This is a genomic window from Vibrio sp. 10N.286.49.B3 (assembly GCF_002873395.1).
Lineage (GTDB): Bacteria > Pseudomonadota > Gammaproteobacteria > Enterobacterales > Vibrionaceae > Vibrio.
This window is the reverse complement of sequence record NZ_MCUV01000006.1, coordinates 1-14,766: the sequence shown is the minus strand read 5'-3', so window position 1 is coordinate 14,766 and position 14,766 is coordinate 1. Positions and strand designations below refer to the sequence as shown.

Below are 14,766 nucleotides of genomic sequence, written 5' to 3'. Positions count from 1 at the left end.
AAGGCACCGCGAAGGTGCCTTTTTTTGTTGTTCTTGTTTACTGAACGGTTAAGCGTTTTCTTCCACTTCAGGCATTTGCACTTGGTGGATGCTTTCTTGAATCGTTAAACGAACTTCAGGATGCAGGATTGAAAAGAGCAATTTAGCCAGTCGCTGGGTACTTTCAGTATGACAGTTGCCATCGACATCTAAATAAGCCTGCTGTTTCAGTGTGCTAAACATGGCAGAGAATACGCCTTTATCAAAGAACTCTGGGGCATTGATGCCATGCAGTTGACCTAAACGTTGAGCAATATCTTGACTCTTTTTCTCTAAGTCCGACTTACCTAACTCTGGGTTTACGACCAATAAATTTAATGCGATCGCATAACGTTGCAGTGTTTCTGAAATCGTACGACCTAATAGCATCAGTGGTTGGCTATTTGATTGATTGGTTTCAATATTATTACCGTCTATCGTAAGAATATTTTGTTGAGCTAACTCGGCTAAAATCTTTTCAACGACACCGTTAAGCTGATCTTCTTCATAGCTTAAAAATAGTTCAGCTTTTAAGAATGGGTAGATAAGCGCAATATTGGTTTGGATTTCTTCAATCGTCATGCTGCGATTACGGATCAGCATTTGAGCAATCAATGAAGGCAAAGCAAACAGGTGAATGATGTTGTTACGGTAATAGGTCATTAAGATCGATTGATTGCGATCAAGCGAAATAATGTCACCCATTTTATCTGACTCAATGACAAACTTATCGAGAGACTCAGCATGCTTAACCAACTCTTCAGCAGTGCCATTTGGAACGGTGCTGGTGGTTGAGTAAGGTACATTTTTTAGTAGCGATAAGTAGCAATTGATTTGAGCAATGAGTGAATCACGAGATAGCGCACGTTGGCGAGAGGCAAGTAAAGCCGTCGCACACAAAGTAAGAGCGTTCGTTGCAGCCGCATCATTAATATGCGTCATCATCTTATTAGCAAGTTGATTGACGACAGGGTTCATCCATTGTGGTTTCGTCGTACCCATAGGATCGATATCTTTTGTCCAACCCGGTGCGTTTTCATTAAGGTAATGATTTAGCGGGATTGGCTCACCAAAGTTAACATGGCCTTGACCAAAGTTACGTAGCTTGCGAATAGTACGTAAGATTAAGCCTGCATTTTCTTTCTCTTTATTCTTGCCGCGTAGTTCTTTAGCGTAAGTACTTACTTCCATTACATGCTCATAGCCAATGTAAACCGGTACTAATGTGACGGGACGATTTAAGCCACGTAACATTGCTTGAACTGTCATCGCCAACATACCTGTTTTCGCTTGTAATAAGCGACCAGTACGAGAGCGACCACCTTCACTAAAGTATTCAACCGAGTAGCCTTTCGCAAATAGCTCTGCTAAATATTCACGGAAAATCGTGGAGTACAGTTTATTGCCTTTAAAGCTACGACGAATAAAGAAAGCACCGCCGTGACGGAAGATAGGTCCTGCAGGGAAAAAGTTAAGGTTCACCCCTGCAGCAATATGCGGTGGAACCATGCCTTCATGATAAAGGACATAAGAAAGTAATAAGTAATCCATGTGGCTACGGTGGCAAGGAACATAAACGATTTCATGACCTTCTTGCGCTAAGCGACGCACAGTCGCCGCGTTGCTCACATTGATACCTTGATATAGTTTATTCCAAAGCCAGCCAAGTACTTTTTTACCATGCTTAATAAGCGAGTAAGAAAAGTCAGCAGCAATCTCATCCATAATTGCTTTTGCTTCTTTATTGGCTTTCTCTATCGATATGTTTTTCTCTTTCGCTTCCGCTTCGATAGCTTGTTTGATTATTTCTGATTTCAATAGACGATTAAATAACGCTTGGCGCTGAGGTAGATTTGGACCTGAAGCGGCGAGTTTTTGGCGAGAAAAGTGAATTCGAGCCACGCGAGCAAGCTTATGTGCAATCGCTTCATCGGTACCGTGGTTATCGGCCATGTGACGCAGTGAAACAACAGGGCTAAAGCGCACTAAGCAGTCACGACCAGACATAATAACCGTTTGTGCTTTTTGTAAGCCATTCATCGCTTGTAGGTGTGGCGTTGCTTTTTCTTCTTTACCTGGCTTACGTCCCCATAAAACCGTTATTGGGACCATTTGAATATCAAGTTCAGAATCTAAATTATGTTCAGCCAGGAATTCAGAAAATAAAGCGATAGAATCAGTAGGAACCGATTGATCACTTTGCATTAATGTTGGACGAGCGGCGATGAAAACATAACGCTGCAACTGTTGGCCATTAATTTCAAGAGGCGCTAAAGGATCTGGCAGGCCTAGTTTCACAGCTTGTTTTTGTAAGGCTAGCAAGTCCACATTAGAGCGAAATGGCAGGGCGTACACCACTGGCTTATTCGTATCAATATTGTGGTCTTCAATGGGGTTTGAAGGAATTGCTGTTCCTTTTACTAGCACTGACATAGGCAGTTTTAGTAATGAACGTGAAAAAGATTGTCCAGAAGACATAAAGGGTCATCGCCTCTAAAGTTAGCTAGTATTGCTCAAATAAAGTGACGTGGCTTATGGTCAAAGCTCATAGCCATTATCATCTTATGCAAGCGCGTTAAAATTTAAACGATGGCAAGAATACCAGAAACTGGTCAAACCTTTTAATGGAATTACTGCCTTGGTTCACCTTATCAAGAAAATGCGAGTTGATGATGATAAATATAGGCAGATACCGATATTTAATCCTTCCTCTGAGAGTAGTAATTAATTAAAAAATAACCAATTGCCTTTCTATTTCTTCCCTTACTGGATATACTCACAGTCAACTGTATAAAAAGACAGGTGAACCGATGAAGCCGTTAACGCCAAGACAACAACAAGTTTTTGACCTTATAAAAAATCATATTGAAGATTCAGGTATGCCACCAACTCGAGCTGAAATTGCCCGAGAACTTGGCTTCCGTTCGGCAAATGCTGCTGAAGAGCATTTAAAAGCATTAGCACGTAAACAAGTGATTGAAATTATCCCGGGAGCTTCTCGTGGTATTCGTATCTTGCTTGCTGAAGAAGAAAAAGGCTTACCGCTTATCGGTCAAGTCGCTGCTGGAGAGCCAATTTTAGCTCAAGAGCATGTTGAGACTCACTATGAAGTCGACCCAGGTATGTTTAAACCTAATGCGGATTTCTTATTGCGCGTTAATGGTGAGAGCATGAAAAACATCGGTATTATGGATGGCGACTTATTAGCTGTACATAAAACACAAGATGTTCGCGATGGACAAGTTGTCGTTGCGCGAGTTGATGATGATGTGACAGTAAAACGATTAGAGCGTAATGGCGCTGAAGTTTTATTGCATGCTGAAAATGAAGAGTTCGCGCCTATTAAGGTCGACCTGACATCTCAGCAACTGACAATTGAAGGGCTTGCTGTTGGTATTATTCGTAATACTGACTGGATGTAAGCGCATTTTGTGAGTCGTTGTCGGCTTTAATCTAATGACCATCTTTTACTGTGATTGGTGGGTGGTCATAATCTTCTTTCTTCTTTCTTCTTTCTCTTTAATTTCCCTCTATTTATTTCTTGCCCCTGCGCACTAAGTTACACTCATTACTCTACTTGGAGGTGTGTGTGATTAATCAGTTATTCAAAATCTTATCAAATCGAGCAATGCATAAATCAGTGCTTATTCTTGCTATCCCGATGGTGTTATCCAATATTACCGTACCATTGTTGGGTTTGGTTGATGCTGCCGTTATCGGGCACTTAGATCAAGCATGGTATTTAGGTGGTGTTGCTTTAGGTAGTACGATGATCAGCGTAACCTTTTGGTTATTAGGTTTTTTACGCATGTCGACCACTGGGTTAACGGCGCAATCTTATGGTGCCAAAGAGAATGCCCAGCTGGGTTTAGTGTTTGTGCAAGGGACGGTGATGGCCTTAGGGTTTGCCATGATCTTTTTGCTTTTTCATGGCATGGCAGCAGACGCTATTTTTTCTTTTAGTGATGCCAGCGAGCAAGTTAAACACTATGGGCAGCAATACTTTTCGATTCGAGCATGGAGTGCACCAGCGGCACTAATGAATTATGTCATTCTTGGTTGGTTACTCGGGACGCAAAACGCCAAAGCACCGATGTGGATGGTGATCATTACGAATGTGATGAATATTATTTTAGATTTGGTGTTTGTATTAGGTTTTGAATGGAAAGTGGAAGGGGCGGCTTTAGCATCCGTGATTGCTGATTATTGTGGACTAGCCTTTGGATTATTGTGCGTTTCACGTTTTTGGATTGCAAAACGCCTTCCATCACCATTCGCTCTTTTACAGCAAACTCAACAAGGACTTGGACGCTTTGTTAAATTAAACCGTGATATTTTCCTACGTTCATTATGCTTGCAAGCCACATTTAGCTTTATGACTTTTCAAGGTGCCAGTCTTGGTGACAGTGTTGTCGCGGCAAATGCAGTATTGATGAGTTTCTTGATGATGATTTCTTACGGTATGGATGGTTTTGCTTATGCGATGGAGGCGATGGTTGGTAAAGCCATTGGCGCGAAGAGCCGTGATCAACTGGTGCAATCGTTAGTGGGAACCTTCTTCTGGAGCCTCGTGACTTGCTTAGTGTTGACGGCGAGTTTTATTCTTTTTGGATCGTCTTTGATCGCGATGATCACCTCTATTGATGCGGTTCAACTGCAAGCAGAGAAGTATTTACCCTGGTTAATGGCAATGCCTTTGGCTTCTATGTGGTGCTTTTTATTGGACGGGATCTTTGTTGGTGCAACGAAAGGTAAAGAGATGCGCAATAGTATGTTTGTCGCAACGTGCAGTTTCTTTGTGCTTTTTTATCTATTCTCTGCATTAGGCAATCACGCATTATGGTTGGCAATGCTGAGCTTTATGCTTATGCGTGGGATTGGGCTAGGGGTTATCTTTATACATCAATGGCGCAAGGGTGAGTTTCTCGTTTAATGTTATGCCAAGCTATGTTGGTATGGTATCAACATAGCTTGGTTGTCATAACAAATCGAATTGACGCTTATTTTTAATTAAAACAGGCGGTTCAATCCATTCAAAGCAGCAACACGGTAAGCTTCTGCCATGGTTGGGTAGTTAAAGGTGGTATTAACGAAATACTCGATAGTATTCGCTTCCCCTTTTTGTTCCATGATAGCTTGACCGATGTGAATGATTTCAGCAGCACGCTCACCAAAACAGTGGATACCTAAAATCTCTTTGGTATCACGATGGAAAAGAATCTTTAAGCTACCGATATCCTTGCCAGCAATTTGTGCACGAGCTAAGTGTTTGAAAGAAGAACGTCCCACTTCGTAAGGTACTTTTGCCGCTGTCAGTTCTTGCTCGGTTTTACCCACTGAACTGATCTCTGGGATGGTATAAATACCAGTAGGAATATCATCAATCAGTTGGCGACTCGCTTCACCATCGGCAATGGCTTGAGCAACAAAACGACCTTGATCGTAGGCTGCACTTGCTAAGCTTGGGTAACCGATAACATCACCAACGGCATAGATATGCTCAACACTTGTTTGGTAGTTACTATTAATAGCAATTTGACCACGAGAGTCTGCGCTAAGACCAGTCGCTTCTAAGTTAAGCTTATCAGTGTTACCGGTTCGACCATTAGCATACAGTAAGCAGTCAGCTTTCATCTTTTTGCCAGAAGCAAGGTGAACAATGACGCCATCATCGGTTGCTTCTACTTTCTCAAATGTCTCGCCATTACGAATAATCGCGCCACTGTTCCAGAAGTGATAAGACAGTGCATCAGATGTTTCGTTATCTAGGAAGGAAAGCAGTCTGTCACGAGTATTGATTAAGTCAGTTTTAACATCTAAACCTCTAAAGATTGACGCATACTCACAACCGATAACGCCAGCACCGTAAATGATGATGTGCTGAGGATCGTGCTTAAGAGATAAAATAGTGTCACTGTCGTAAACGCGGTCATGGGTAAAATCAATATTATCAGGCTGATAAGGGCGAGAACCCGTAGCAATAATAAAGCGATCAGCACTGTATTGCTCTAACGTTCCGTCGGCTCTAGTGACCGAAACGGTGTGAGCATCAATAAATTGAGCCGTACCAAAAACAAGCGTACATTGGTTGCGATCGTAAAAACCTTGTCGTAATCGAGTTTGTTTATCGATCACAGACTTAGCGTGATCAAGAATCGATGAAAACGTCGCATGAATGCTGGTATTGTTTTGGCAAAAAAGAGGGTTAGTATTAAACTCTATAATTCGACTTACCGCATGACGCAGTGCTTTTGATGGAATGGTTCCCCAGTGAGTACACCCACCACCAACGCTACTTTCTCTTTCTATAATAGCAACGTTTAATCCCGCTTTGGTAAGCCCCATGGCAGCCCCTTCGCCTCCTGGGCCGCTGCCAATTACGATGGCGTCAAAGTGGTTGGAATGCGTCATATTTCTATCCTTGTTGTGTTTAATTAACATGGGTGTCAATGTATTGGACTTGTTGAGACTGCGTACCCTCACGACACTAGAGAGTGGTGAGGATTACGCATAAATACCAGTGTACAATTTTTTCGCCAGTTGATGTCGCTATTTTTACTTTCTAGGATTGCAATCTTACCTTGGTAGGTATTAACTTTAAAAGACAACTAAAGAGTGATCTTCTATCTTATATCCCATTACTAATCGCGCTATATTAGAGGGATTAGTATGGCTCAGTGAAGAGTTGTTCAAAAAAGAATAGAATTAAATATGAAATCCATGGGTATCCGCGCACAACAAAAAGAAAAAACACGTCGTTCATTGATTGATGCAGCATTTAGTCAACTCAGTGCTGATCGTAGTTTTTCTAATTTAAGTTTACGAGAAGTGGCAAGAGAGGCGGGGATAGCTCCAACGTCTTTTTATCGTCATTTTAAAGACATGGATGAACTCGGTTTGACTCTGGTTGATGAGGGTGGTTTATTACTACGTCAACTAATGCGTCAAGCGCGACAAAGAATCGCCAAAGAAGGCAGTGTGATCAGAACCTCTGTAGAAACCTTTATGGAGTTTGTTGAAAGTAATCCAAACGTATTTCGTCTGCTATTACGTGAACGCTCTGGCACTTCTTTTGAGTTTCGAACCGCTGTCGCCCGTGAAATTCAGCACTTTTCAGCAGAGTTAACAGAATTTTTGATTAGTACCGGGATGAGTCGTGATGAAGCACAAACTCAAGCGGTTGCTTCCGTTATTCTTGTTTTCAACTCTGGCGCTGAAGTTTTAGATTTAGTCGATCGACGTGAACGAGATGAACTCGCAGAGCGTTTGATCATGCAGTTGCGAATGGTAGCCAAAGGGGCTTATTGGTATCGCAAAGAACGAGAACGTAACCGATTAAAAGGCAGGATTGAATAATGTCAAATGAGAACAACAATTTAAATAGTGGCTCAGGAAGAAAAACGCTTCTTTTGGCTGTAGTTGCTGGTGTGTGTGGTGATGCTTTCTTATCTTGGATGACGATGGACGAAGTAACGTTCTCTATTTTCCCAATTATTGCATTAGTGTTAGCTGTACAAGCCTTATATCAAGAGTATTTACGTAGCCCAGTGGCAGAGGATATTCCATTGGTTGGCTTAGCGTGCTTTTTCGTTGGAGCTTTTGGTCACTCGGCCTTTGTAAAAGCGCAGTACCCTGAAGCCGGTTCGAATTTCTTTGCGATTATTGTCGGAATGCTATTATTAGGATGGGTCGGTAATAAGCTAGGTTTCTTAGGTAAACCTGCATCGGCATAATCGATTTACAGTATTCAAAAAAACGAGCCTTCATCGGCTCGTTTTTTTATGCGTGTGGAGTTTGAAAAGATTTTCTTGTCCTTACAAGAGTCATAAGCGCTAGATATTTAGGTTTAGAGCATAGAAAGGAGCTAGGAATAGCAGAGTTTGATAAAAAAAGAAGGGTTAGGTGAGATGGAGCTAGGCTGGTTAGATAGGTTATTTATTAAAACGCTCAAGAATGCCTTAGAAGCACCTAAAATGAACCCAATTTCTAGAACTAGTGAAGACGGGAAGTCTGTTGATTATTTCTCGGTTTATGTCTCGGATGAGGCTGGCACTTATCTGGCAGAGCGTGTTGATGGGAGTAGATTAATTGCGAACCAATGGAACGAACAAGAAAGAACACATGATATAGAGCGAGAGTTAGATTTAAATCAATTAAAGAAGCTGTCTTTTGTTATTTACCACCACCACGGTCTGGTTACGCATACATACAATTCAAAGAGTAAGTTCTTACGGAGCGAAGTAACTAGGCTCTATAAGGTTGTATCGCTTTACGTATTGTCGAAAGAGGCAATACCAAAATTCATTGACAGTAATAAGCCTCTTAAGAAACCAGATAGGATTAAAATTCTTGAAACTATAGACAAGATGACAGAGAACTCCCCACTAAAAGAGCTAACGTCCAGTTCTGTCAGCGATGAGTTGTATGGTATGTGGTCTACCTTGAATAGTAAAAGAGCAGTAAGAAAGAATAGAGTGAAAAGAATTCTTGAATCACTAGTGGAATCAGGAGAGTTGAGTGCCAAAGATAGCTTTACGTTTTTAGCTAAAGGTAAGTTGCTTGTTACCTTAGAGCATTTAAAAGAAGAAAAGGCTAGACAAGATAGAGCAGAAAGTAATGCTATCTGGATGAGAAGACTTACGGTGATACTTGTCATTACGGCGTTATTTCAGTCAGGGCTTGTAAGGACGACTCACTTTTCGAGCATTGATTGGCTGATGCAGTACCTACTAGAGTTGGTTAATTTAGTAAAGGTGTGGGTAAAATCCATTGATTAAGGTCATGATGAGGTGTGGTGCTCATACCAAAGCAGCGTCATCCCAAAAGGTGATAACCTATTGAAATGACGCTGTTGCTGGGCTGGTGGGAGTTGGGTGCTTGTCAGCTTTCTATCAATAGATAACTATTCTACTCCCCGTACCCCAAGCCGTACCCATGTTTTATTTTCAGGGTGGTAGCTTTATGTAACTACTTGTTTTTAATCTCTAAAAATACACCTGCTTCCATGTGATGCGTGTATGGGAACTGATCAAATAAAGCAAAGCGAGTGATATTGTGTGTCTGCGATAAAATATCTAAGTTATCTTGCAGCGTTTCAGGGTTACATGAGATATACATAATACGCTCATAGCCTTGAACCATTTTACATGTGTCGATATCCATACCTGAGCGCGGTGGATCAACAAAAATGGTGTTGCAGTTGTAGCTCTTCAAGTCCACATTTTGCTGCTTTAGACGGCGGAACTCACGCTTCCCTTCCATTGCATCAGTAAAGTCTTCAGCAGACATACGGATGATTTGTACATTATCAATATCATTCGCTGCGATATTGTATTGTGCTGACTCAACCGATGGCTTCGCTAATTCTGTTGCTAGTACACGATCAAAGTTTTGTGCAAGCGCTAATGAGAAGTTACCATTACCACAGTACAGCTCTAATAAATCACCTTGGCTATCTTGAGTGCAATCAACCGCCCACTCCAGCATTTTAGTTGCTACTACGCCATTTGGTTGAGTGAAGCTGTTTTCAACTTGCTGGTAGATGTAAGGCTTACCGTTCACATCTAGCTTCTCAATCACATAATCACGATCTAATACGATTTTCATCTTACGAGCTCGACCGATAAGGTTAAGATTGAAGCCTTCATCGTTTAAGCGTTGTTTCAGTGCTTTGGCATTTTCGATCCAAGCTTCATCAAGTTGGCGGTGGTAAAGCAGTGATACTAAGATCTCGCCACTTAATGTCGAAAGAAAATCTACTTGGAATAATTTATGACGCAACGCCATGTTGTCTTTCATCGCTTCAACTAATAGCGGCATTAAGTCATTAATTAAACGACTTGCGGCAGGAAATTGGTCAACGCGGTATTTTTCTTTGGTTTCTTGGTTAAACATGACGTAATACATGTCGTCACCTTCGTGCCATACACGAAACTCAGCGCGCATACGATAATGCTGCTGTGGAGATTCATACACTTCCAATTCTGGCACGTTGTATTTAGCAAACATATCAGTCAGACGTTCAGTCTTCTCTGCCAGTTGTTCTTGGTAGCGTTGTGGATTTACGTCTAAAGTTGCCATTTACATGCCTTTTATTGGGTAGATTCAAATGCAGAGCGCAGATTTTATTCAATCCTAAGCCTTTGTCCAGTCGATTTCTTAAGACGTTCCCTCGCTAGGGTAAATTATAGCTTATTAAAACAATTAGTAGACAAGTTGGGCTGAGGTGAATATGATCGCCTTGCTGGTGGTTGTTATCTATATATATTAACAATTTAAAAGGGAATCTGGTGTGAATCCAGAACTGACGCGCAGCGGTATAAGAGAACGAAGCATTTATTAGACACTGCACAATATTGGATGCGTGTGGGAAGTCAAATGTTAGGTAATCGCAAGATTGTGCTCTTAAGTCCGAATACCTGCCAGCACCTGAGTTGAATCGGTCAGCTTAGGTGGATTTTCGCGATTTAGGATGAAATATGAATAACCCCCTTTTAGTGAGCATTACTGCCTCACTGCTTTGCCCTACCTTTTATTTAGCTGCACAAGAAAATACTCAAGAAGAGATCATGGTTGTTACGGCAAGTCGATTTGAGCAATCGGTGAAAGATGTGATTGCCCCAATGACAGTTGTAACCAAAGAAGAAATCATTCAGATTCAAGCTAAAAACATGACGGATATTCTTCGCTTGCAGCCAGGCATTGAGGTGGCGAGTAATGGTGGTCTTGGGCAAAATGCTTCTATTTTTATGCGTGGTACCAATTCTGATCATGTGTTGGTGTTGATTGATGGCTTTCGAATGAACAGTTCGATAAAGAGCGCAGTCAATATTAACCAAATTCCTGTTAGCCAAATTGAACGAATTGAAATCATCAGAGGATCTGGTGCCGTAATGTACGGGTCTGATGCTGTAGGTGGCGTGATTAATATCATCACACGCACTTCTTTTGATAATACTTCTAAGTCGATAACGGTTGGTGCGGGTAGTGATCAATATAAAGAAGGTAACTTTTCAGCCAATACAGTCGTTGGGGATAACGGTCACTTAAAAGTATCGGCAGGGTTTGTGCAAACAGACGGGTATAATGTCTATCCACAGCCAGGGTTTAACGATGGGGATGAGCATGGTTTTGAAAATAATCAACTGATGCTTAATTACCAACATCAATTTATGCCAAGTTTAAACCTTTTCACTGGGGTTAGGTGGCATAACAGTACAGCAGAATATAATCATTACACTAATACCAAGTCGCACTCAGATTCTGAGTCACTTACTTATTCGGCTAAATTATCATATTTAGGGGATAAGCTTGATTCAAGCATTAGTGCCAGCTTTCAAGATGATCAGAATATCGAATACCTTGAAAATGGTAGCATGGATTCAGAACAGCACATTGATCAGTTAAATGTTCAATGGGCAAACCAATATCAGGTTGTCGATTCTTGGTTACTTAGTGCAGGTGTTGACTGGAAAGAAGAAAAAGTGAAGGCCGATATAACCGATTGGCTTGGTGATGTAATCATCGAAGAAGGTGAAAGTCGCTCATCAACTGGCGTGTATCTAGGAACTAAGCATCAATTACAGCAGCTGTTACTTGAAGCTAATGGTCGTTTTGATAAACATGATAAATACGATGAGTACTTTACTTGGGGAGTGGGGGCAAGTTACCAGATCAACCATCACTACCGAGTTAATGGTGGCTATAATACCGCTTTTAAAGCGCCATCGTTTTATGATTTATCAACAGCACCTGATCTAGAGCCAGAGACATCCGATAATTTTGATTTAGGCTTTGCCGCGGAATACGATCGATTCACCGCGAACTTATCTTTGTATAAAAATAGCGTTGATAACTTAATCATTTATTATGATGCACCTAATTGGGCTGGCTACAGTGCGAATGTCGATGCCGAAATTAAAGGGGCTGAAATAGAGCTACTCTTTGATACTGGTATTATCTCACACTCTCTTATTGCTGAGTTTAAAGATCATAAGGATACGAAAGGTCAGCAACTTGCCCGTCGAGCAAAGGAAAATTATAAATGGACAGGGTATATCAGCCATGGCGATTTCGATTTGAATCTTTCTTATATCTACACTGGCAAGCGTTCTGATTTACCATCGGCACCAGGTGAGACTACTGCATACTTAGACCCATACTCATTATGGAGTTTATCAGGTGCTTATTGGTTTACATCTGAATTAGCTGTTCGTGGACGAGTTGAGAACTTACTCGATGAAGAGTACCAAACCGCTGGTGGTTATGAACCAGCTGAACGCTCTTTCTATGTTAGCTTAGATTACCAATTTTAATCTTGTATTAAGCCGCCTAATTGGGCGGCTTTTTTTATAGGGAGCAATAATGAAAAAGAACGTCATCATAAGTTGGTCATCAGGCAAAGATTCAACTTTAGCCCTAGAGCGTTTAAGAGAAAGTCATGACTATGAAGTGATAGCGCTTTATACCACTTATGTAGGTAGTGAAGTGCCATTTCAAGCGACACCACTGAATGTCGTCGCGATGCAAGCTGGGCTTATTGGCTTACCACTGATCACTATTGAACTACCAGAAACCTTCCCACCTAATCATATCTATAAAGAAACCATTACTTCAGCACTAAAGAGTACTGGACTGGTGATTGATGCCATTGCCTTTGGTGATATGCATTGTAATGGTATTGCTGAGTATCGCCAAAGCTACATTGAACCAGCAGGATGGGAGTGTCTGTTTCCATTGATGGGAGAAAGCAGTCACGATCTTGCCCAAGAGATAATAGATAGAGGGATTGAAACATTTTTAGTGACAGTGGATACCGATGCGCTTAACTCAAGCTACTGTGGGAAAAAATACGATAGCGCTTTAATTCGTAGCTTGCCTATTAATGTTGATCCATGTGGAGAGAATGGTGAGTTTCATACATTAGTGACAAAAGCACCCTGTTTCGATGGTGAGTTAGAACTTGAGTTAACACATATAGATAGTGAAGAGCGTTTTATCTCGCAACGTTACCAAGCTAAGATAAAAATGGGCTAGCGTTGGCGAATAATAATAGAAGGGGTATTATTGCTCGGTATTTTATCATAGGTCGTTCTCGTGTCTGCTAATCAACAAAAAAACATACTGATCTTTGATTCTGGTGTCGGAGGTTTATCTGTTTATAAAGAAATAAGCCAATTACTGCCAAATCATAACTATATTTATGTCTTTGATAACGAAGCTTACCCTTATGGAGAGCTGGATAAACACGTTCTGATTAATCGAGTTGATGTGATCACCGCGAGTTTTATCGCAAGTCATACGATTGATCTTGTGGTTATCGCCTGCAACACAGCAAGTACCGTCGTATTACCAAGGTTGCGTTCATTACATACTATTCCGATTGTTGGTGTTGTCCCTGCGATTAAGCCGGCTTCTCTTTTATCCAATAAAGCAGTTGGTCTTATCGCGACGCCAGCAACGATTACTCGAGAATATACTCATGAATTAATTAATACCTTTTCGAGTGATAAGAAAGTGGAGCTTCTTGGTTCGACTCAGCTGGTGGATATGGCTGAAGATAAGTTAAGAGGTGAAGTTATCGATTTAGGGTTGCTTAACCAAATTCTCAAACCTTTGATTAATACTATCGATGTTGCTGTTTTAGGTTGTACGCACTTCCCATTAATTAAACCAGAGATACAGCATGTACTAGGCAGCCATGTCGAGTTGGTTGATTCAGGTAGAGCAATTGCAAAGAGAGTGCAGGGTTTACTTAACTTGGAAGTAGAGGGAAGGAATAGAAGAGTGGGTAAGCGAGAGGTTTTTTGTAGTGCACCTCCTAAAAAAGAAAGTGCACTAAATGCGACGCTAAAGGAATTAGGCTTTAGTTTAGTTCAGCTTCATCCACTTCAGGGTGCTTAGGGTCGTTAGCAACACGAACCTTTAAAGTGCGCTGCATGTAATCTTTGTCGTTCAGAGCTGAGATCACATCGTCTACATCGCTACTTGCAACGACAACAAATCCAAATCCACGTCTTTTACCTGTGCGTTTATCTTTCATTAAGCGTACAGCAAATACTTCACCGTATTCTGAGAACAGTTCACGCACGTGAGATTCATTAGCTTTATAAGGTAAGTTACCTACATAAAGAGTTTTGGTTGAAGGAGCTAGTTCTGTTTCAGCAGTAGATGGGGTGTTTGAAAATTTTTGGATGATGAAAGCAGAAGCCAATACACCAAGAATAAAGGCAACAGCAGCAGGAATAGGTAATAACCAAGAAAGTAAACCACCAACAATCGCTGTGGCAGCTAATAACGAAATACATTTATTTGAGTTCATATGAAATACTACATTTTAAGTAATGGGAAAGTCTCATCTATCTTTAACAAAATAGATACATGAATCTTACGTATAACTGAATGGTTTTTCCAATCTATTGCTGTGATACGGCTCAAATGTTGATATTTTATTCGAAAAAAGACCGCAAAGGTCGCTTTTTGAGCGAACGAAATATTAATTGAAGAAAGTACTTGTCATGTAAGCAAACCTCTCTATAATGCCGCCTCACTGACACGGAATGAGGCGCAAGTCACATTTTATGTTCAGGTTGAGATAAATAAGAAGTTTAAATAAAACACTTGACTATCTCATTGGGAAGCGTATTATCCGCACCCCAACGCAATGACTTATTTGTGTTGCGAAAAGCTCTTTAACAATTTAAACCTATCAATCTGTGTGGGCACTCGTTGATGATAATCAAAAGATTA

12 protein-coding genes and 1 riboswitch are annotated in these 14,766 nt (G+C 41.0%); of the genes, 8 read left to right on the top strand and 4 right to left on the bottom strand.

Annotated elements, in window-relative coordinates:
- Positions 1–48: 48 nt before the first annotated feature.
- Complete coding sequence (gene plsB, locus BCU68_RS04265; protein ID WP_102563566.1) at positions 49–2,496, bottom strand: glycerol-3-phosphate 1-O-acyltransferase PlsB; 2,448 nt, start codon at positions 2,494–2,496, stop codon at positions 49–51.
- A 332-nt stretch (positions 2,497–2,828) separates the two neighbouring features.
- Between plsB and lexA the strand changes: the two genes are divergently transcribed.
- The gene (gene lexA / locus BCU68_RS04260) at positions 2,829–3,440 is read left to right on the top strand and encodes a transcriptional repressor LexA (protein ID WP_102563565.1); all 612 of its coding nucleotides are present in this window, start codon (positions 2,829–2,831) and stop codon (positions 3,438–3,440) included.
- A 206-nt stretch (positions 3,441–3,646) separates the two neighbouring features.
- The gene (dinF, locus tag BCU68_RS04255; protein ID WP_102563615.1) at positions 3,647–4,951 is read left to right on the top strand and encodes an MATE family efflux transporter DinF; all 1,305 of its coding nucleotides are present in this window, start codon (positions 3,647–3,649) and stop codon (positions 4,949–4,951) included.
- A gap of 77 nt (positions 4,952–5,028) precedes the next feature.
- Here the strand turns inward: dinF and sthA are convergent, their stop codons facing one another.
- Positions 5,029–6,429 (bottom strand): Si-specific NAD(P)(+) transhydrogenase, encoded by a 1,401-nt coding sequence (gene sthA, locus BCU68_RS04250; RefSeq protein ID WP_102563564.1) that lies wholly within the window; start codon positions 6,427–6,429, stop codon positions 5,029–5,031.
- A gap of 300 nt (positions 6,430–6,729) precedes the next feature.
- Between sthA and fabR the strand changes: the two genes are divergently transcribed.
- The 3 genes from fabR to BCU68_RS04235 all read left to right on the top strand — a co-directional run bounded on the left by fabR (position 6,730) and on the right by BCU68_RS04235 (position 8,795).
- Positions 6,730–7,374, top strand: a complete 645-nt coding sequence (gene fabR, locus BCU68_RS04245) for an HTH-type transcriptional repressor FabR (protein WP_102563563.1) — start codon at positions 6,730–6,732, stop codon at positions 7,372–7,374.
- Positions 7,374–7,751 carry a YijD family membrane protein gene (locus BCU68_RS04240; RefSeq protein WP_102563562.1) on the top strand — a complete coding sequence of 126 codons (378 nt, stop codon included), beginning with the start codon at positions 7,374–7,376 and terminating at the stop codon, positions 7,749–7,751. Before fabR ends, BCU68_RS04240 begins: the two co-directional genes overlap by 1 nt.
- Before the next feature lie 147 nt (positions 7,752–7,898).
- Positions 7,899–8,795, top strand: coding sequence for a hypothetical protein (locus BCU68_RS04235; protein ID WP_102563561.1), 897 nt, complete (start codon positions 7,899–7,901; stop codon positions 8,793–8,795).
- Positions 8,796–8,985: 190 nt separating this feature from the next.
- Here the strand turns inward: BCU68_RS04235 and trmA are convergent, their stop codons facing one another.
- Complete coding sequence (gene trmA, locus BCU68_RS04230; protein WP_102563560.1) at positions 8,986–10,098, bottom strand: tRNA (uridine(54)-C5)-methyltransferase TrmA; 1,113 nt, start codon at positions 10,096–10,098, stop codon at positions 8,986–8,988.
- A 147-nt stretch (positions 10,099–10,245) separates the two neighbouring features.
- Positions 10,246–10,459, top strand: a riboswitch (cobalamin riboswitch).
- A gap of 37 nt (positions 10,460–10,496) precedes the next feature.
- On the opposite strand from trmA, the gene BCU68_RS04225 reads away from it, so the two are divergent.
- From BCU68_RS04225 to murI, 3 genes are read left to right on the top strand one after another with little or no spacing between them, the layout of a single operon-like run.
- Positions 10,497–12,332 (top strand): TonB-dependent receptor, encoded by a 1,836-nt coding sequence (locus BCU68_RS04225; protein WP_102563559.1) that lies wholly within the window; start codon positions 10,497–10,499, stop codon positions 12,330–12,332.
- 49 nt (positions 12,333–12,381) lie between these two features.
- The gene (locus BCU68_RS04220; RefSeq protein ID WP_102563558.1) at positions 12,382–13,053 is read left to right on the top strand and encodes an ATPase; all 672 of its coding nucleotides are present in this window, start codon (positions 12,382–12,384) and stop codon (positions 13,051–13,053) included.
- Positions 13,054–13,113: 60 nt separating this feature from the next.
- A complete protein-coding gene (gene murI, locus BCU68_RS04215) occupies positions 13,114–13,920 on the top strand; it encodes a glutamate racemase (RefSeq protein ID WP_102563557.1) in 807 nt (268 codons plus the stop codon).
- Here the strand turns inward: murI and BCU68_RS04210 are convergent.
- Positions 13,883–14,338 carry an RNA-binding protein gene (locus BCU68_RS04210; protein WP_102563556.1) on the bottom strand — a complete coding sequence of 152 codons (456 nt, stop codon included), beginning with the start codon at positions 14,336–14,338 and terminating at the stop codon, positions 13,883–13,885. The genes murI and BCU68_RS04210 overlap by 38 nt on opposite strands.
- Between the last annotated feature and the right edge of the window lie 428 nt (positions 14,339–14,766).

What these genes read in the sequence shown, in the direction of transcription:
- BCU68_RS04210 (WP_102563556.1), bottom strand. Translation starts at nt 14,338, where the DNA reads ATGAACTCAAATAAATGTATTTCGTTATTAGCTGCCACAGCGATTGTT.
- BCU68_RS04240 (WP_102563562.1), top strand. Translation starts at nt 7,374, where the DNA reads ATGTCAAATGAGAACAACAATTTAAATAGTGGCTCAGGAAGAAAAACG.
- plsB (WP_102563566.1), bottom strand. Translation starts at nt 2,496, where the DNA reads ATGTCTTCTGGACAATCTTTTTCACGTTCATTACTAAAACTGCCTATG.
- fabR (WP_102563563.1), top strand. Translation starts at nt 6,730, where the DNA reads ATGAAATCCATGGGTATCCGCGCACAACAAAAAGAAAAAACACGTCGT.
- lexA (WP_102563565.1), top strand. Translation starts at nt 2,829, where the DNA reads ATGAAGCCGTTAACGCCAAGACAACAACAAGTTTTTGACCTTATAAAA.
- dinF (WP_102563615.1), top strand. Translation starts at nt 3,647, where the DNA reads ATGCATAAATCAGTGCTTATTCTTGCTATCCCGATGGTGTTATCCAAT.
- trmA (WP_102563560.1), bottom strand. Translation starts at nt 10,098, where the DNA reads ATGGCAACTTTAGACGTAAATCCACAACGCTACCAAGAACAACTGGCA.
- BCU68_RS04225 (WP_102563559.1), top strand. Translation starts at nt 10,497, where the DNA reads ATGAATAACCCCCTTTTAGTGAGCATTACTGCCTCACTGCTTTGCCCT.
- BCU68_RS04220 (WP_102563558.1), top strand. Translation starts at nt 12,382, where the DNA reads ATGAAAAAGAACGTCATCATAAGTTGGTCATCAGGCAAAGATTCAACT.
- sthA (WP_102563564.1), bottom strand. Translation starts at nt 6,429, where the DNA reads ATGACGCATTCCAACCACTTTGACGCCATCGTAATTGGCAGCGGCCCA.